At 55.2% G+C, this 17431-nt stretch carries 16 protein-coding genes and 1 other RNA gene; 6 read left to right on the forward strand and 11 right to left on the reverse strand.

The window, feature by feature from the left end; genetic code table 11:
* Positions 1-4: 4 nt before the first annotated feature.
* Positions 5-1603 (reverse strand): malate synthase A, encoded by a 1599-nt coding sequence (aceB, locus tag IEY52_RS17160; protein ID WP_189004624.1) that lies wholly within the window; start codon positions 1601-1603, stop codon positions 5-7.
* Between the two features lie 500 nt (positions 1604-2103).
* On the opposite strand from aceB, the gene IEY52_RS17165 reads away from it, so the two are divergent.
* The 3 genes from IEY52_RS17165 to IEY52_RS17175 all read left to right on the forward strand — a co-directional run bounded on the left by IEY52_RS17165 (position 2104) and on the right by IEY52_RS17175 (position 6267).
* The gene (locus IEY52_RS17165; protein ID WP_189004626.1) at positions 2104-3423 is read left to right on the forward strand and encodes a M12 family metallopeptidase; all 1320 of its coding nucleotides are present in this window, start codon (positions 2104-2106) and stop codon (positions 3421-3423) included.
* Positions 3424-3557: 134 nt separating this feature from the next.
* Positions 3558-4316, forward strand: coding sequence for a transporter substrate-binding domain-containing protein (locus IEY52_RS17170; RefSeq protein ID WP_189004628.1), 759 nt, complete (start codon positions 3558-3560; stop codon positions 4314-4316).
* A 322-nt stretch (positions 4317-4638) separates the two neighbouring features.
* Positions 4639-6267 carry an alpha/beta hydrolase gene (locus tag IEY52_RS17175; RefSeq protein ID WP_189004630.1) on the forward strand — a complete coding sequence of 543 codons (1629 nt, stop codon included), beginning with the start codon at positions 4639-4641 and terminating at the stop codon, positions 6265-6267.
* Between the two features lie 118 nt (positions 6268-6385).
* Here the strand turns inward: IEY52_RS17175 and IEY52_RS17180 are convergent, their stop codons facing one another.
* The 9 genes from IEY52_RS17180 to IEY52_RS17220 form a co-directional block, all read right to left on the reverse strand.
* Positions 6386-6754, reverse strand: a complete 369-nt coding sequence (locus tag IEY52_RS17180) for a hypothetical protein (protein WP_189004632.1) — start codon at positions 6752-6754, stop codon at positions 6386-6388.
* Between the two features lie 80 nt (positions 6755-6834).
* Positions 6835-7659 (reverse strand): SDR family NAD(P)-dependent oxidoreductase, encoded by an 825-nt coding sequence (locus IEY52_RS17185; protein ID WP_189004634.1) that lies wholly within the window; start codon positions 7657-7659, stop codon positions 6835-6837.
* Between the two features lie 147 nt (positions 7660-7806).
* Entirely contained in the window at positions 7807-9750 is a 1944-nt protein-coding gene (locus tag IEY52_RS17190) for a DNA topoisomerase subunit B (protein WP_189004636.1), read from the reverse strand.
* Positions 9751-10056: 306 nt separating this feature from the next.
* A complete protein-coding gene (locus IEY52_RS17195) occupies positions 10057-10425 on the reverse strand; it encodes a hypothetical protein (protein ID WP_189004638.1) in 369 nt (122 codons plus the stop codon).
* A gap of 71 nt (positions 10426-10496) precedes the next feature.
* Positions 10497-11564: a butyrate kinase gene (locus tag IEY52_RS17200; RefSeq protein WP_189004640.1), complete on the reverse strand. Its 1068-nt coding sequence runs from the start codon at positions 11562-11564 to the stop codon at positions 10497-10499.
* A 214-nt stretch (positions 11565-11778) separates the two neighbouring features.
* Complete coding sequence (locus tag IEY52_RS17205; RefSeq protein ID WP_189004642.1) at positions 11779-12315, reverse strand: isoprenylcysteine carboxyl methyltransferase family protein; 537 nt, start codon at positions 12313-12315, stop codon at positions 11779-11781.
* Positions 12316-12334: 19 nt separating this feature from the next.
* Positions 12335-13372 carry a type III polyketide synthase gene (locus tag IEY52_RS17210; RefSeq protein ID WP_189004644.1) on the reverse strand — a complete coding sequence of 346 codons (1038 nt, stop codon included), beginning with the start codon at positions 13370-13372 and terminating at the stop codon, positions 12335-12337.
* Positions 13369-14175: a nitroreductase family protein gene (locus IEY52_RS17215; protein WP_229684854.1), complete on the reverse strand. Its 807-nt coding sequence runs from the start codon at positions 14173-14175 to the stop codon at positions 13369-13371. The genes IEY52_RS17210 and IEY52_RS17215 overlap by 4 nt, the downstream gene beginning before the upstream one ends.
* Before the next feature lie 9 nt (positions 14176-14184).
* Positions 14185-14490: a hypothetical protein gene (locus IEY52_RS17220; protein WP_189004646.1), complete on the reverse strand. Its 306-nt coding sequence runs from the start codon at positions 14488-14490 to the stop codon at positions 14185-14187.
* Positions 14491-14627: 137 nt separating this feature from the next.
* Between IEY52_RS17220 and IEY52_RS17225 the strand changes: the two genes are divergently transcribed.
* Positions 14628-15086 carry a MarR family winged helix-turn-helix transcriptional regulator gene (locus tag IEY52_RS17225; protein WP_189004648.1) on the forward strand — a complete coding sequence of 153 codons (459 nt, stop codon included), beginning with the start codon at positions 14628-14630 and terminating at the stop codon, positions 15084-15086.
* A gap of 87 nt (positions 15087-15173) precedes the next feature.
* Positions 15174-15740 (forward strand): redoxin domain-containing protein, encoded by a 567-nt coding sequence (locus IEY52_RS17230; RefSeq protein WP_189004650.1) that lies wholly within the window; start codon positions 15174-15176, stop codon positions 15738-15740.
* A gap of 126 nt (positions 15741-15866) precedes the next feature.
* Here the strand turns inward: IEY52_RS17230 and dprA are convergent, their stop codons facing one another.
* Entirely contained in the window at positions 15867-16925 is a 1059-nt protein-coding gene (gene dprA / locus IEY52_RS17235) for a DNA-processing protein DprA (protein ID WP_229684855.1), read from the reverse strand.
* A gap of 118 nt (positions 16926-17043) precedes the next feature.
* Between dprA and ssrA the strand changes: the two genes are divergently transcribed.
* Positions 17044-17419: a transfer-messenger RNA gene (gene ssrA / locus IEY52_RS17240) on the forward strand.
* The last annotated feature ends 12 nt before the right edge of the window (positions 17420-17431 follow it).

The following is a 17431-nucleotide window of genomic DNA, read 5'->3' on the forward strand; positions in this document are numbered from 1 at the left end:
GCTTTCAGCTCTGGGCCCTCGGCTCTCGGCCCTCGGCAAGAAGCTGGTATCCCCTGAGCGTCAGAAACTCCTCAAACCCTTCCTGTCCCAGAAGCTGCAGAAAGAACTTTGCAGCCTGATCCAGCGCTTTTGCCTGCTGGGAGTGCAGGACCCTGAGGTGGGCGAGTTCTTTTTGCAGGATGGCATGGACCCTGGGCAGGGTGATTTTGCGACCCGTGCGGGTTTCCTGGTGGTGGTGGATCCACTGCCACAGCTGGGCACGGGAGATTTCTGCGGTGGCGGCGTCTTCCATCAGGTTGTTGATGGGAACGGCCCCTGCACCCTGCAGCCAGGCCGAGAGGTATTGCAGGCAGACCGACACATTGGCCCTGACCCCTTCATCGGTGATGTCGGCTTGTGGAACGGTCAGCAGGTCTTGTGGGGTGACATTCAGGTCCGGCAGTTGTTTGTGAATCTGGTTGGGGCCGGGCATCAGGCGATCAAAAACCTCCAGAGCCACTGGGACCAGACCGGGGTGGGCCACCCAGGTGCCGTCATGGCCGTTTCTGGCCTCGCGCTCTTTGTCCAGTTGCACCTGCTCGAAGGCTTTTTTGTTGGCCTCCCCGTCGTTTTTGACCGGAATAAAAGCGCTCATGCCTCCGATGGCAGGGGCTCCCCTTTTGTGGCAAGTCTGGATGGCCAGTCTGGAGTAGGCGGTCATCATGTCTGTGCCCATGGTGACTTTGCTGCGGTCTGGCAACACGAACTTTGCATCGTTCCTGAATTTTTTGATGATGGAGAAAATGTAGTCCCAGCGTCCACAGTTCAAACCTGCGGCGTGTTCCCTGAGTTCGTATAAAATTTCTTCCATCTCGAAGGCGGCCAGGATGGTTTCGATCAGCACAGTGGCTTTGATGGTGCCTCTGGAAAGTCCCAGATGTTGCTGGGAAAACAGGAACACTTCGTTCCACCAGCGGGCTTCCAGGTGGCTTTCCAGTTTGGGCAGGTAGAAGTAAGGGCCTGATCCCTGACGGATCAATTCTCTGGCGTTGTGGAACAGGTAAATTCCAAAATCAAAGAGGCTGCCAGAGATGGGCTGTCCGGCCAGCAGCACGTGTTTCTCTTCGAGGTGCAAGCCTCTGGGGCGCACTTTGAGGGTGGCGGTGGTGTCTTTGAGGATGTAGGTTTTGCCTGCGCCTTCAAAGGAAATGGTTTTGCGAACGGCATCTCTGAGGTTGATCTGGCCCTGAATGCAGTTCTCCCAGGTGGGGCTGCTGGCATCTTCAAAATCTGCCATGAAGACTTTCGCACCGCTGTTGAGGGCATTGATGATCATTTTGCGGTCCACGGGTCCGGTGATTTCCACCCGGCGGTCCTGCAAATCCTGGGGCAACCCTGAGATCTGCCATTCTTTTTCCCGGATGAAGCGGGTCTCCGAGAGAAAATCGGGGTGTTTTCCCTGTTCGATTTCACGCTGCCTTGCATCTCTTGCCACCAGAAGTTCCTGGCGGGCAGGCCCAAACTGCCGTTGCAGATGAAATACGAATTCGAGGGCCTCTGGGGTGAGGATGGACGCCTGCTGGGGCGTCAGTCTCGGGGTGTGCAGCCACTGGATCTGTGTCATCTTGCCCTCCTTGTGATTCAGGATAGGGGGGGCAGGGGTGGTTTAGACCCGGTTTAAGTTGGGGATCCGTAGGGACGCTTTCAAAAATGCATAAACCAGCTTGCGGTATACACCAGAACAAAGTAAACCACTGCCAGCGGGTCACTGCAACAAACATTGGCGTAAAACCAACACCATCAGACCAATGTCCCAAGTGGTATCAAACATCCATTGAAGTTCAAAATTTGAATTTGGAATGTTCCAAAGTTGTCTAGATGATTCTGAAAAAACGGTGCATAACCCCCTTACTATACCGGTACATAACCCTTACATCTGTGTGACGTTCCTCCAGAGCGTTGATGGCAAGAGGCTTGTGGCCCCAGGCCCCATTGCCCAGACCATCACTGGACCCATTCTGTTTTCATTGCTCCAGGTCCACTCCTCCAGGAATGAACACGAGCCCACAGAACCACCATGCTGGTGATCTGCGCTGGTCTGATGTTGCCCACCCAAGGAGACCTATGAACCGGAACCTGTCTTTTGCTGGACTGATCTCTCTGAGCCTGCTGGCTGCCTGCTCCACCCCCAATGTGGAAGTCCAGGAACAACAACTGGACCCCCACTACATGAACTTCACCAGTCACCCCCAATTCAAACAGATGAATGTGCTGTTTGCAGGAAGCGACAAAGCCAGCACCATTCAGGCTTATGAAAAAAACGGCAAATTGATGTTCCAGGGCGACCTGATGATTGCCAGTGACACAGACCATGACCGCATCTCCCAGCAGGCAGGCATTGTCACCTCCCGCCCCTGGAGCAACAAAACCATTCCCTACGTGATTGATGCCAGCCTCAGCGGTCAAACCAGCCTGATCAACCAGGCCGTGAACCAGTACAACAGCACCACCAATGTGCGCTGGGTGCCCAGAACCAACCAGGCCAACTATGTGCGCTTCTTCAAAGAGAATGGCTGCTGGTCTTACGTGGGCATGATTGGCGGACAGCAGAACCTCTCCCTTGGAGACGGCTGTTACAGCATCGGCACCGCCCTGCACGAGATGACCCACGCTGCAGGTGCCCACCACGAACAATCCAGAACAGACCGCGACCAGTGGATCACCATCAACTGGAACAACATCCCCACCGACTGGCACAGCCAGTTCCAGATCATCTCTGAGGCCAAGCCCTACGGTGCCTATGATTTCTACAGCATCATGCACTACGGGCTGTACTGGGGCAACAACCTCGCCATGACCCCCAAAGTCGCTGGAATTGACTACAACCGGGTGGGCAGAGGCACCGCCCTCACTGCAACCGACGTTGCAGGGATCAACAGCATCTACCCCGGAAGCACTGGACCTGCCACCAGCATCACCAACGGCGGTGTGTACCGGGTGCAGAATGTGGGCAGCAACAAGTGCCTGGATGTGGACAACGTGTCCACCGCCAACGGAGCCAGCATCAAACAGTATGCCTGCATTGAACGCAACACCCTGTACAACCAGGATTACCGCTTCAAGCAGGTCAACACCCCAGAAGGCGTGTACTACCAGATCCAGGCCGTGCACTCGGGCAAGTGTGCCGACATCTCAGGCATCAACAAAAACGATGGGGCCAAACTGAACCAGTGGGATTGCCAGGGCAACCCTGATGATCCCTCCCTCAGAAACCAGCTGTTCAGACCTGCCCAGGTCGCCACTGCAGTCTGGCAGTTTGGCATCAAGCACTCGGGCAAGTGCCTGGATGTGCCCTCTGGCAGCACCGCCGATGTGCAACTCCAGCAGTGGACCTGCAATGCCAGCAACGCCCAGCGTTTCCGCCTGATTCCTGTCTCCCACTAAAAAACCTGCCTTCTCAACCCGTGATCAGAGCCCTGGAAAATCCAGGGCTTTTTGCTGTTGCTGGTTGTTGTGGGCTGTTGCAGGATGATCCAGTCAGAAGGTGTCCATGTTATTGTTGACAGGAGAGGTAAACCATGAAAAAGATTTTGCTGCTGGGACTCTTGCTGCTGGGAAACGCACTCGCCACCACCGTGGCAGAGGTCAAGAAAAAAGGGGTGCTGGTGCTGGGCACCGACCCACAATTTCAGCCGTTTGAATTCACCAACGACAAGGGTGAAATCATCGGTTTTGACATCGACATTGCACAGGCCATCGCTGCAGACCTTGGGGTCAAACTGGAAATCAAAAACGTGGGCTTCGGACAACTGATGCCTGGGAGCATCACCTCCAAACGGGTGGACCTGGCGATCTCTGGCATCACCATCACAGATGAACGGGCCAAAGTGGTGTCTTTCAGCAAAACCTATTTCACCAGCGCCCAGGTGTTCATTGCCAAAAGTGGCAATCCCAAAAAGCTGAACTGGCCCCTCAAAACCCTCAAGGGAACCACCATCGGGGTGCAGGCCGGAACCACTGGTTTTTATTTCGCAGACGACACACTGAAAAAACTGGGGGCCACCCTCAAGGTGTACGATGACTTTGCTTCGGGCCTCAGCGACGTACAGAACGGACGCATTGCTGCCATGGTAGGAGACAAACCCACTGTGGATTACCTGAAAAAAGCCCGGCCTGGCCAATTCCAGCAGGTGGGAAAAGACCTGGTCTCTGAAGATTATGGCATTGCTTTTGCCAAAAACAGCGATCTGGCAAAAGCCGCCAATGCCACCCTGGACAGGCTCAGAAAAAACGGTGAATACCAGAAACTGCTGGAAAAATGGATTGTGGCAAAATAAAATCATCCTGAACAAACCCAGCCTGAACAAATCCAGCCCGGGGTGCAAAACCTGTTGATGTGATGACCAGCAGAACATGAAACGTGGAGCTTTTCGATCTCACGGTTTATGTTCTGGTTTGACAGAAAAACAAGAGGGTTTCTCCTGGGTTGATCTTTTCTGGAATGATCGGCTTCACAAGAAGTGCTCACTCCAACGATCAACGCATTTCATAGACAATTCTTTTCATGATGAGGGCCTGAACGGTATGTTAGGATCACCCTGGCTCAAATCAAAATGCACTGAAAAGTCTTGTACACGTTGTGAGGGCCTGAGGAGGAAAATGATACAAAAATCAGTGTTCACAGGTGCGCTTTTTACCCTGGTTGCTTTGCTGGCAGGCTGCAATCCACAGGTTCCCCAGATCCAGGAAGACCATGGACCTGCACCCCGTTTTGACAAACTGGCCCAGAATGCCTGCCCGTTCTTTCCAGGCACCACAGCCCCGGCCCATGTGGAATGTGGCTATGTGGTGGTCAGGGAAAACCGGAGTGATCCCGACAAAACCCGCAATGTGAAGTTGGCTGTGGCCATCATCCATCAGGATGCCTCCAAACGCTCTGCAGTGGCCACCATCAACCTGGAAGGCGGACCTGGCGGCAGCTCCGCCTGGCGGGTTCCTGTGGTTGCGAACAAAAGCAATGGCTATTCCCAGGACTGGCTGGCAGCAGGAGATGTGGTCATCTATGACCAGCGCGGAATTGGCAAATCCCGACCTGAACTGTCCTGCCCTTACCCTGAAACCGATGGTGACTGTTTCAACAGGCTGCAGAAAATTGCAGACCTCAACCAGTACAACACCAAAAACAGCGCAGCAGACATCGCAGACATTGCCAGTGTGCTGGGGTACAGCGCTTTAAACGTGTACGGCAGCTCTTACGGCACCCAGCTGGCCCAGCGTTTCATGCGGGACTTCCCAGCCAAAATCAGAGGGGTGGTCCTTGATGCAGTGGTGGACCCAGCTTCTCCTTTTGTGATGGATGGCTCCAGACGGTTCAATCAGTCGTTCCTGACCCTGCAAGCAGATTGCCAGAAAGATGCTGCCTGCAACAAGGCCTATCCTGACCTGGCTGGCACCCTCAAAGCTGTTCTGAAAGATCTGGACAGCAGAAAAGTGATGGTGACCCTGCTGGATGACAAGATGCAGACGGTCTATGACCGGGGCAAACCTTACCAGTTTCAATTGACCAGTGGGCTGTACCTCAATGCCCTGCGCCAGTTCTTTTACTCCAGAAATGTGATCCGCCGGGTGCCTTCCCTGCTTTACAGCACCAGAGACAAACACTACGAGGAACTGTCCTCCCTGCTGTACACCTTCTTTGTCCTGGAGGAAGAAGACGATTTCAGTGAAGGGGTATACAACTCGGTGATTTGCTCAGATGCCCTGCCCTTTACCAACAAGCAGGCCGGCCTGGACAGCGAAGCCCAACTGACAGAACCATTCAAGAGCTACATGACTGGCTTCCATCAGCGTTACTTTGACATCTGTGCCCAGTGGCCTGTGAAAAAATCAGACGATCAGGCAGCACAGCGCACCCCCAGTGACCTTTCCACCGTGCTTTTGTCCGGGCGTTACGATCCCATCACTCCAGAAGCCGAAGCCATTGCTGTGGCCAGTGCACTGACCCACAAACAGACCATTTACTTCCGGGCTTACAGCCATGGGGCCGTCAACTTCACCCGCAACACCACCACCGGAATGCTGGATTCCACCTGCGGCTCCACCCTGTTCCGGGATTTCCTGTTGAACCCAGAGCAGGACCTCACCCGCCCCTGCACGGAAACCCCCCTGGAATTCATTTTGCCCTCCAGTGCCCTGCAACAGAAACTTTCTGCAAACCTGCTGGAGGACCTGAAACTGGATCCTGCTGTGCACCAGAGAGAGCCCTGGGGACCCAATCCTTTCCGGTAAAACCACCTTCCTCTTTTCACCAAATCAGAAACACCCCTTGCGGGGTGTTTTTCTTGTGGATCAATCCAGTGCTTCAACTTCAATTGATTGTCAAAACATTCTGATCAAAGGGTCTGGATTACTGATCCACCCGTTCGTATTTGTGGTCCTGCAATTCCTGGTCTTTCTTGAGTTTGTAAGGATTCAAGAGGGCAATGGCACCCGCCATGATGATGAACAACGGCCAGACCCGGCCCCAGTCCAGACCGAACAGGAAAATGCTTCCCACCAGCACCAGGGGCAAACCCTGGGCAATCTTGGAACCCACACCCGGGGTATAGCCCACCTTCTGGTACTCATCATAGGCTTTGAACCACTGGTAGGCTCCAGGGGCCAGAATGAACAGGGCCCACCAGTTGTCAAACCGGAATCCCAGTCCGAACACCAGGAAGAAAATCACCCCAATGCCAATCAGTTTCCATGCTTCGTTTTGTTTTTGCTGTTCCATGACTGCACCTCTTCCTTCAGGATACTTCTGGGGCATCCATTCAGGTACCCTCAGAAGTCACTGCTCTGGTATGACATACGTCACATTCCAGGAACAGGTTGCTTCCCATCAAGGTCGGTGTACCCAAGGTCCAGAGCGACTTGCAGCACATCGAGCGTTTTGCCCGAAAAAGCAAGTTTTTCTGCATCCCGGTACAGGGCAGAAACGGCCAGTCCCACAAACTCAGGGCTGTGGGAGTTGCTGAGGTCAAAGACTCCAGCTTTCAAGACAGATTCAGTGCGCACCAATCCTGGATGCAGGGAAAGCACCGTCACACCCTGGGGGTACAGCTCATGCGCCATGCATGCGGTCATGTGGTCACTGGCGGCTTTGGCTGCTCCGTAAGCCACCCCCATGTCCACTTTTCTGGAAGCAATGAAAGAGATGTTCACGATCAGGCCACCGCTGGATTTCAAGAGCAGCGGAACAGCAAAACTGCTGGTGACATATTGTGCCCTCACTCCAGCATCAAACATCCTGTCCCAGCGGTTTAAGGGGGCCGTCCAGAATCCCTGCTCTTCCCAGAATTTCGTGCCGTCCCAGTAATGTTCATAGCCGCCCCAGGCATTGTTGACCAGGATGTCCAGTTGCCCCTGTTCCTGCTCGATGCGCTGCAGAACTGCACGGGTCTGCTCGTCGCTGGTGTGGTCGCACTGCAAAGGAATTCCGATTCCTCCATCAGCTTCAATCTCCTGCTGGGTGCTGCTCAAACTGCCTGGAAGGTCCACACTGGCCTCTCCTTCATTCACAGTGCGTCCAGTGAAATACACCACTGCCCCCTGCTGGGCCAGGGCCAGCGCAATTCCTTTTCCCACACCCCGGGATGCTCCCGTCACCAGTGCCACTTTTCCTGTCAGTTCACCCATACCATGCCCTCCCTGATTTTGTTCTGTGCTTAATAAGGGTAGGTGTTTCACGTGAAAAACGAAATAAGGGGGATGGCTTAACGCAAAAAAATCCTCTCCCTGGCAGGGAGAGGAAAGCGAGTGCAACGAGCGAGGTGAGGGTCAGGCTTAGATGTCCACCTGGGCGTACTTGGCGTTCAGCTCGATGAATTCCCGTCTGGGGGGAACTTCGGTGCCCATCAGCATGTCAAAGACCTCATGGGCATATTCCACGTCTTCGAGGGCCACCTGCTTGAGCATGCGGGTTTCGGGGTTCATGGTGGTTTCCCACAGCTGGTCGGGGTTCATTTCGCCCAGGCCTTTGAAGCGCTGGATCTCGAACTTCTTGCCTGCCTCGTTGGCACCATTGACCAGTTCACGCAGTTGTTCTTCGTTGTAAACGTAGGTCTCGTTGTGCTTGCCCCGTCCGGTGGTGAAACGGTACAGCGGAGGCTGGGCAATGTACAGGTGTCCCTGCTCAATCAGAGCTCGCATGTAACGGAAGAAGAAAGTCAGCAGCAGTGCAGCAATGTGACCACCGTCTTTGTCGGCGTCCGTCATGATGATGATCTTGTGGTAACGCAGGTTGGAGAGGTCAAAGTGGGCGTTGTCGCCTGTGCCTTCCACCCCTGCACCAATGGCACTGATCATGCTGCGGATTTCGGTGTTCTTCAGGATCTTGGTCAGTTGCGCCTTCTCCACATTAAGGATCTTGCCGCGCAAAGGCAGGATGGCCTGGAAGCGGCGTTCACGGCCCAGTTTGGCAGATCCGCCTGCAGAGTCCCCTTCCACAATGTAGAGTTCAGACTCGATGGGGTCAGAAGAAGAGCAGTCTGCCAGCTTGCCTGGGAGGTCATCGCTTTCCAGGGGGTTCTGGCGGCGCACCAGATCACGGGCCTTGCGGGCCGCTTCACGGGCACGGGCGGCATCTGCAGCCTTCTCCACGATGGTCTTGCCCACTTTGGGGTTCTCTTCCAGGTACTGGGTCAGCTTCTCGTAGACGATGCTCTGCACGGCAGTCTGGGCTTCCTGGTTGAGCAATTTCACCTTGGCCTGGGACTCGAACATGGGGTCAGAGAGTTTGACGCTGATCACGCAGTTGATGCCTTCTAAAAGGTCATCTCCGGTGGGCAGGGGGTTGCCCTGCTTGATCAGGCCCTTGCTCTTGGCGTAGTTGTTGAGCACACGGGTGTAGGCGGTCTTGAAGCCCGTCAGGTGGGTGCCACCGTCCCGGTTGGTGATCATGTTGCCGTAACAGAGGATGGTGCTGTTGTAGGCCGTGGAGTGAATGAAAGACACTTCCACTTCCACCCCTTCGAGTTCCCCTTTCATCAGGATGGGGGTTTCATAAATGAGTTTGCCTTCATGCACCAGGCTTCTGGCATAGGCTGCCACACCGCCTGCTTCATGGAATTCTTCCCGTTTGGGGGTGTCCAGGCGCTCATCGGTCAGCACAATTTTCAGGCCGGTCAGGAAGGACAGCTCACGCAAACGACGGCGCACACGGTCATAGTCGTAGTGGGCTTCAATGCCTTTGAAGTAGTTGTTGTCTGCCAGAAAGCGAACTTCGGTGCTGTAGGTCACGTCTTTGGGGGTGTTGCCCACCACTTCCAGAGGCACAGCCAGTTCGCTGTTCTCAAAGCGGATGTGGTAAAGCTTGCCGTCTTTGTTGACGTGCACATCAAAGTAAGCACTCAGGGCGTTCACAACACTGGAGCCCACCCCGTGCAGACCCCCAGAAACCTTGTAGGCATTGCTGTCAAATTTTCCCCCGGCATGCAGCTGGGTGAAGATCACTTCGATGGCAGGCTTGCCCTCATCGGGCATGATGTCCACAGGGATACCGCGCCCGTTGTCTGTGACACCCACAGAACCGTCTTTGTACAGGGTCACGGTCACTTCATCGGCATAACCTGCCAGACCCTCATCGATGGCATTGTCAACAATTTCAGTCAGCAGTTGATGATACCCATCAATGCCCGTACCGCCCTGAATGTACATTCCGGGACGCTCACGAACGGCTTCCAGTCCTTTCAGGACGCGAATGCTTGACGCGTTGTATTCGGTGGTCATTGTGCTCCTTTTGTGGGGTGTGAAGAAGGGTAAAACTTCATCCCTAGCCTTACCAGTATATCAGGTAAACCGTAACTTGGCAAATTTTTTTCTGCTATCAACGTAATAAACTGCATCAATTTCACCGATCATCCAATGAGAAAAATGATGTTCCAGAAAATAAAAAAGGAGCCACTCCTCTGGGAACAACACCCGTCCGATCATGGACCACCCATCCACTGAAGATTCTGTTCTCAGCGAAGTGAGACAGCATCAAAAACAGCAGTGCTCAAAACACTGCTGCTCACAAACATCCCGGTTTGAACATCAGCGCATGCGGTCCCGGACTTCTGCCAGGGTTTCTTCAAAGGCATCCAGAAAAGCCTCTTCCAGCATGTGGTCTCGCACCAGATCAATGTCATCGGTGGCCAGCAATTTGGTCCAGCGCACCCGTGCCCCATAAGCCCGGTACACATTGCCTTTGCCTGCAATGTAGCGTGCTGCAAACTCCACAGCTTCTCTGGGGTCGCGGGTGGGGGCAATGGTCATGTCGTTGCGCAAACCCCCATCGTCGTTGACCAGAGAGCAGGTGACCTCGATGCGTTGCCCTCTCAGGTTCAGGAACACCTGATCCACCCTCCACATGCTGGTGGCCCGGATGGGTCTGACGTGCTGCTGGTGTTTTCTTCTTGCCATGCTCACCCACAAAAAAAGCGAGGCGGATGTCCTCGCTCAGAAGTTCACTTTAGCAGATGTGCTGCTCCAGATCAGGGTTTGACCCACTCTTTGGGCTGTTCATGGCCCACCAGCACCCGGCCCACACCTTCACCCAGGGCTTCGAGTTCCAGTTCTCCGGGGATCACCACCACAGGGGCAATCCAGGAGAGTTTCTCCTCGATCAAATCCACCAGAGAGAACCATCGTGCAATGCCTCCCGTGATGGCAATGGCATCTGGACGGCCTGCCACCACGCTGTAAGCCCCGATGTACTTGGCCACCTGATACACGAAGGCTTTCACCGCCAGTTTGACCTGGGGGTCGTCCTGGCGCTGTTCCAGTTCCTTGAGGTCTGCGGTGCCGGTCAGGCCCTTGAATCCCGCAGAGAACAGAAGCATCTGCTCCACGCGCTCTCTGGGATACTGGTACGCCAGATCCAGCAGTTTGCTGAGGGGCAGCATGCCGGTGGCACTTGGGGTGAATGGCCCCTCCTCCAGGTGCGCTCCAGTGGTGTCGATGGCCCGCCCTTTGCGGTAGGTGGTGATGCTGCTCTTGTTGCCCAGGTGGGCCACCACGATCACCGAATCGGTGAAGCGCTTTCCCACCTCGTAAGCGGTGCGACGCGCCACGGCCTTGGCATTCAGGGCATGAAAAACACTGGTGCGCTCTGCTCCAGGGAAACCACTGATGCGGGCCTCGGGGAGCAGTTCATCCACGCTCATGGGGTCCACGACGTAAGCTTCCACGCCGTAAGCTTTTGCCACCTCAAGGGCCAGAGGAGCCCCCAGATTGGTGATGTGGTCCCGGTAAGGAGAGTGCATGGCAAAATCTGCCAGTTCCTGGGTCACCCGGTAGGTTCCAGCAGGCAGAGGTCCCAGAATCCCACCCCGGCCCACCACAGCATCCGGTCTGGGCCAGCCCTTGATGCCCTGCCAGATTTCCTGGCGAATCAGGGGCAATTTCTCGATCAATGGACCGGGAAGGTCAGGGTGCACGACCTCGCGTTTCTCAAGTTCGACGCGAATGTTGCCAGGGAGACTCGGGTTGTCGCTGGGCTGAATGTGCGCGAGGGCAAGTTTGGTACTGGCCGTGCCAGGGTTGATCACGTAAGCAATCATGCGTGGCTCCATGTGCCGCTAAGCATCTGCTTCACTCTAGCACTTTTGGGCACAAAGTGGGGGTGATGTTTGAGGCAACAGTTGCCGAGGGCCGAGGACCGAGGGCTGAGGGCTAAAAACACCTGGGGTTTCGCTCTGGCATGAAAAAATACTCTTTCAGGAAATGCAGTGGAACGTCCAAAACCACTCAAGGATCTGAAGACAAAGCAATGGCCTAACCGTTTGCGTTCGGCCCTCGGCCCTCGGCCCCCGGCATGTTCCCATACTCCATGAGCGCCCGCTCCTCCGCTGGAATCCTCACCCACATCACCAGGGCGTTCAGGACAGTGAAAACCACAGCAGTCCACCATGCCCCCACAATGAGTGGAGTGATCAGGAGTTCCAGGGCCACCACCACATAATTGGGGTGTTTCATGAAACGGTAGAGGCCACCTGTGACCTGCTGGCCTCCGGGCACAATCAGGATGCGGGTGTTCCAGTAAGGCCCCAGGGTGGAGATCACCGAGTACCTTAAGAGTTGCAAAATCAGGTAAGCCCCAAGGGCCCACACCTGCACCGGACCACCTCTGAAATACCCTTCCAGGGTGAATGAGAGCATCCACAAAGGATGCAACACAAAGAACATCCAGTAATGTTCTCTGCCGTGTTCCTGTGCGCCTCTGGATCTGGCCCAGGCTTCGTTTCGTTTGGCGATGCGCAGCTCAAAAAGGCGCTGCACCGCCACCACCAGCAACAACAAGATTGAAGGCATCCGGTCAAAACTCCTTGCATCAATGGATTTTAAAAAGCACGTGTTCTGCACAGAAACCTGGACCCATGGCGGTCAGGATGCCATGTCCTGGCGTTCTGGAATCTTCCAGGTACTTCTTCAAAACATACAGCACGGAAGGACTGCTCATGTTGCCATGGTGCCTGAGCACCCAGCGGGTGGCTTCCAGATTCTTCAGGCACAGGCCAGTCACCTCTGCATAGGCCTCAATAACCTTTACACCCCCAGGGTGCAACACATGGTGTAAAAGGTCCTGTCTGGTCAGGCCATAAGCTTCGCAGGCATTTTGCAGGCTCTGGGGCATCACTTCCCGCACGATGGTGGGGATGTCCCTGGAGAAGCGCACCTTCAGGCCCGATTCCAGCACATCCCACCCCATCACGTCCTCGCTGTCGGGGACCAGGGAGCTGTACCCTCCCAGCAATTCAGGACCTTTTCCTTCTGAAGAAACCACCAGTGCTGCAGCACCATCTGCAAACAGGGCCGCACCCACAAAATTGCTCTTGGAGTGGTCCTCTTTGATGAAGGTCAGGGAGCAGATTTCCACAGCCACCAGCAGCACATGTTTTTTGCCACTTCGGACCAGATCCGCAGCACGGGCCAGTCCTGCAGCCCCTCCTGCACAGCCCAGACCCCACACCGGAATGCGGTGGGTGTTCAGGGACAATCCCAATGCCTGAATGAGTTTTGCGTCCAGGCTGGGGGCACTGACCACAGTGGTGTTCACGAAGATCAGGGCTTCGATGTCCTGGGGAGCAAGTCCTGCCTGTTCTATGGCCTGCTTTGCCGCATCGATGCTGAGCCTGAGGGCCATTTCGCATGCTGCTGTGTTTTTCTCTGGAAAACCATGGTGTTCTCCGAACCATTCCAGCGGTTTGGAAACGGCGCGTGTTTCAATCTGGGCGTTCTGGAAGATCTCCATGTGCCTGCGGGACACCGCATATTTTGGGAAGAGGTGACCTGCAAACACTTCAACATCCTGCTGGTTCAACACATGAGGCGGATTGGCTGTGGCGATGCTGCGCAGGAAGGCGGTCAAGCGTCCTCCTCCGGGGTGATGCAGGATTCCCGAAACACGAACTGCGAAAGCCGCTTGCGTTCCCGGCTGTTCCAGTCGATGCTGGGGCGTCTGGGATCTTCCGGGAGGTAACCCAGACGGTACACCGCCATCAGTTCCAGGTTTTCAGGGACCTTTAAAATCTGCTGGATTTCCTGCCAGGCTTCGGGGATTTCCATGGGGGTGGACACGAACTGGATGCCCATTTTGAATTCCTGAATGCCAAGCCAGATGTTCTCCATGGCCGCACCCATCCCAAAAATCGAGTAAAAACCGCTGAGGGCCTGCGGGATGTATTCGGTTTTGTCCAGCAAGACAGCCATCAAGAGGGGGCTGGAAGCCACCAGTTTGCGGTTGTCCTCTCCCAGTTTTTTGGGGACCCCCAGGCTGCGCATGACAGACAGGCCCCGGTCGCTGAACACCTGTTTGATGAAGGGCTTGAGGGGACCAGGCAGGTGATCGATGTAAATCCCATCCCTGCGCTCGTCCATCTCTTTCTGGGAGAAGCGAAAATAGCGCCGGTAGCGTTCAAAGAAGATGCCCCGTTCAATCAATTTCTGCATGCTCTCGCCTGCAATGGCCCCAATGCGCTCGATGGTCTGGGGGTTTTCGATCAGCACAAAGCGCCACGGCTGCGAATTGAAATGGCTGGGTGCTGCAGAAGCCAGCTTCATCAGCATGTGCTGGTGTTCCTTTTTCACTGGATCGGTTTTGAAAGGTCCGTTGGTGGTCTTTCTGCCCAGAATGCCCTGTATCAAACCCAGTTCCCTCATCACCTGTGTCATGCACCCTCCCTATTGGTAAACATCCCTCTGCGACATCCAGAAAGCCAGATACAATCCACCCACCACCAGCGGCAGAACCAGATGACCTGCCTTTCTGGGACGCATGCGGGGCATGAAACCCCACAGCACACAGGCCGCAAACAAAAAAACGTGCCGGATCTCCCACCAGGCCCACACACAGGACAGGAAAACCAGCGCATAAAGCACGTGATGCCACACCCGATACCGCAGCCTGAACACTTTTAAATGCAGGCCCAGCCCGAGCAGAAAATTGATGACGTAAAACCCCCCTGCAAACCACATGCTCACAGGCATGGTTCAGTATCCTGCCCGCAGAAAATTCACACCGTAAGCCAACAAACACATCTGAAATATTGCCCGTTCAAGTCTACATTCAACGGTTTCTCCTGCCCTCGGCCCTCGATACCTTCACCCGCTGTATGATTTTTCTGATGTCAGGCCTCACCGATCAACCCACCGAACAGCAACTCAAAGAACTGCGCCAGCCTTCTCTGGGACGCCTGCTTTTGAAGGCCAATCGGGTGTTTTCCAGCAAGGCCCTGGCCCTTTTGAAGCAGAAAGGCTACAGCAACCTGAACCTGGCCCACACCGCCCTCTTGCCCCATCTGGACCAGCAGGGCAACCGCCTGACCGTTCTGACCGAGCGCATGGGTTTGACCAAGCAATCCATCAGCCAGCTGGTGGCAGAACTGGAAAGCCAGGGTTATCTGGAGCGCATTCCCGATCCCACAGACCGCAGGGCCGTGCTGGTGCGGTTTACAGCCTCTGGGTGGGAACTCTGCCAGCTGTCCTCTCAGGTGGTGCAGGACACCGAAAAAGCTTTTGAGCAGATGCTGGGCCAGTCTGACCTGACCCTGTTAAAAGGCATTCTGGAAAAACTTCAGGAATGAATCCTTCTGATCAATTTGGTCAGGCTGCTTGACAATTTAGTCAGTCTACCTTACCTTTTAGATACAACCATTGAAAGGAGACCTGCCATGCTTCAAGCTGGAGAGCTTTCACCCTTGTTTCAGACCCAGGATTTCAGAGGACAGCCCATTCAACCCAGCGATTTCAGAGGCAAATACACCCTGCTCAGCTTCTTTAGAAACGGAGCCTGCGCCATGTGCAACCTGCGGGTGCACCAGTTGATCCAGCAGCAACCCCAGTTGCAGGCAGCAGGCATTCAGACCATCACAGTGTTTGAATCTGGCCTTGAGAGCATTGAAGAACACGTGGGCAAACAGAACCCCCCCTTTCCCATCCTGCCCGACCCCCAGGCAAAACTGTATGACCTTTACGGCCTGGAAAGCTCAGAAAGCAAAATCCAGAGCACCATGCAGCGCCCGGACCTGCAAGACCACATTCAGGAAGCCAGCGCAGCAGGATTTGCCCTGCAACACGAAGAAGGCAGCAACTTTCACCGCATGCCTGCAGACTTCCTGATCGGGCCAGATTTGCGGATTGTGGTGGCCCATTATGCAGATTATGTGTATGACCATTTGCCCTTTGAGGAGGTTTTCAGGCTGGTTGGGGATCACCAGAAGCAACCTGTCTCTGGCTGAAGCGCAGCAACGAGAATTGCAGGAAATCGAAGGCTCTTGCCCTGAGGGCGAGGCACGTCTTGACCCTACATCTGCCCTTTGCTTTTTGCCCTCGGCTCTCGGTGCTCAGCCCTCGGCATCTTTGCCTCACACCCTGGCATACCTTCCCCCTGAAAGCTCCATCACCATGCCAGACAGGGCCAGCATCATCAGGTTCACCTGGGCGGTGCCTGCGTTTAAACCCGTCAGGACCACCACATCGTCCAGGGTTCTGGGGGCATCCAGGGCCGTGTAGATTCGGGCCTGCTCCTCTGGAAGCTCCACATTCAATCTGGGGGCAGACTTCCAGCCCAGTTCCAGCAAGATGTCCTCTGCACTTTCAGTCAGGACAGCCCCTTCACGAAGGAGCTTGTGGGGACCTGCAGCCAGTGGATCCCCGGCCCGTCCGGGCACTGCAAACACCGTTCTTCCACACTCCAGAGCAGCATGGGCAGTGATCATGGAACCGCTGGTGACTTCCCCTTCGATCACCACACTGCCAGCACTGAGGGCTGCAATGATTCGGTTGCGTTCAGGGAAATTATGGGACATTGGGCGGGTGCCCAGCGGGTGTTCCGACACCAACACCATGTGCGGCACCAGCCTGCGGTTCTCTGAGGGGTAAACATTGTCCACCCCGCTCCCGAGCACCCCCACAGTCACCCCACCTGCATCAATGCAGGCCTGATGGGCAGCAGTGTCAATCCCACGGGCCAGCCCTGAAACCACCCTCACCCCGGCCTGGGTCAAATCCCGGCTCAGGGTGCGCGTGAACTGCAAAGCCCAGGCGCTGCACTTCCGGGTGCCCACCAGACCCACCGCTCTGGGCACAACTTCCAGCACAGGCAATTCCCCCTTCACCCACAGCACCGCAGGAGGATCTGAGAGGGCACGAAGTGCTCTGGGGTAGTCCGGGTCGGTCAGGCCCAGCAGCCTCACCCCCACCTTTCTGGCCCGCTCGATTTCCAGCGCTGCCCGGTTTGCAGCCTCACTGGACCCGAAATGCTGCAACACACGGGCATCCAGCCCTTCTATACCCCGCAGATCAGACAGCTTGGCTTTCAGGGCCTCTGTGGCAGAACCAAAATGCTCTGTCAGACGGCGAATGCGGATGTTCCCCATCTGGGAGGTGAACTTGAGGTTCAGTAAAGCCAGGATTTCACTCACCCTTCCAGCATCCCCAAAAAAGCCTTCTGGGACAATACAGAAGAACCCTGACCAGAAGGCCTAGATCGGGGTGCTTATCCCTTACTCATTGGGGTGGTGTAATATTGATGTTGCCTCTGGGGACGTCATTGGTTTCGATAGGGGTCGCTGAAGGTAGAGTTGCGTGTCGAGGTGCCGTTGGCCTCGTTAAAAAGCGGCAAGCCATTTAACTGGCAAAAACATTTCCATGGGTGCTCCTCGCACCCTCCAATTCGCTGCTTAATTGACGGCGACAGTGACTGCATAGCCCAGCTGATGGCGCTGCACGAACTGTAACTAAAAGTCAGCTGGTTCAGGTTCATGCTTCTACGGCCTGAATAAGATGAGTTGAAGATTGCGCAAAGGCGGCCTGTTCAGGGGCAGGCCCAGCGTGAAATAAAAATACCTGAGCTACACACGTAGATGCTCGCTGGAAGGGCTCTTAGACGGGAGTTCGATTCTCCCCGTCTCCACCAGCAAACCTGGAA

Origin of the sequence: Deinococcus roseus (genome assembly GCF_014646895.1) — a bacterium.
Taxonomy (GTDB): Bacteria; Deinococcota; Deinococci; order Deinococcales; family Deinococcaceae; genus Deinococcus_C; species Deinococcus_C roseus.

Coding starts and splice junctions, on each gene's coding strand:
- aceB (WP_189004624.1), bottom strand. CDS start 1,603: ATGACACAGATCCAGTGGCTGCACACCCCGAGACTGACGCCCCAGCAG.
- IEY52_RS17165 (WP_189004626.1), top strand. CDS start 2,104: ATGAACCGGAACCTGTCTTTTGCTGGACTGATCTCTCTGAGCCTGCTG.
- IEY52_RS17170 (WP_189004628.1), top strand. CDS start 3,558: ATGAAAAAGATTTTGCTGCTGGGACTCTTGCTGCTGGGAAACGCACTC.
- IEY52_RS17175 (WP_189004630.1), top strand. CDS start 4,639: ATGATACAAAAATCAGTGTTCACAGGTGCGCTTTTTACCCTGGTTGCT.
- IEY52_RS17180 (WP_189004632.1), bottom strand. CDS start 6,754: ATGGAACAGCAAAAACAAAACGAAGCATGGAAACTGATTGGCATTGGG.
- IEY52_RS17185 (WP_189004634.1), bottom strand. CDS start 7,659: ATGGGTGAACTGACAGGAAAAGTGGCACTGGTGACGGGAGCATCCCGG.
- IEY52_RS17190 (WP_189004636.1), bottom strand. CDS start 9,750: ATGACCACCGAATACAACGCGTCAAGCATTCGCGTCCTGAAAGGACTG.
- IEY52_RS17195 (WP_189004638.1), bottom strand. CDS start 10,425: ATGGCAAGAAGAAAACACCAGCAGCACGTCAGACCCATCCGGGCCACC.
- IEY52_RS17200 (WP_189004640.1), bottom strand. CDS start 11,564: ATGATTGCTTACGTGATCAACCCTGGCACGGCCAGTACCAAACTTGCC.
- IEY52_RS17205 (WP_189004642.1), bottom strand. CDS start 12,315: ATGCCTTCAATCTTGTTGTTGCTGGTGGTGGCGGTGCAGCGCCTTTTT.
- IEY52_RS17215 (WP_229684854.1), bottom strand. CDS start 14,175: ATGACACAGGTGATGAGGGAACTGGGTTTGATACAGGGCATTCTGGGC.
- IEY52_RS17220 (WP_189004646.1), bottom strand. CDS start 14,490: ATGCCTGTGAGCATGTGGTTTGCAGGGGGGTTTTACGTCATCAATTTT.
- IEY52_RS17225 (WP_189004648.1), top strand. CDS start 14,628: ATGTCAGGCCTCACCGATCAACCCACCGAACAGCAACTCAAAGAACTG.
- IEY52_RS17230 (WP_189004650.1), top strand. CDS start 15,174: ATGCTTCAAGCTGGAGAGCTTTCACCCTTGTTTCAGACCCAGGATTTC.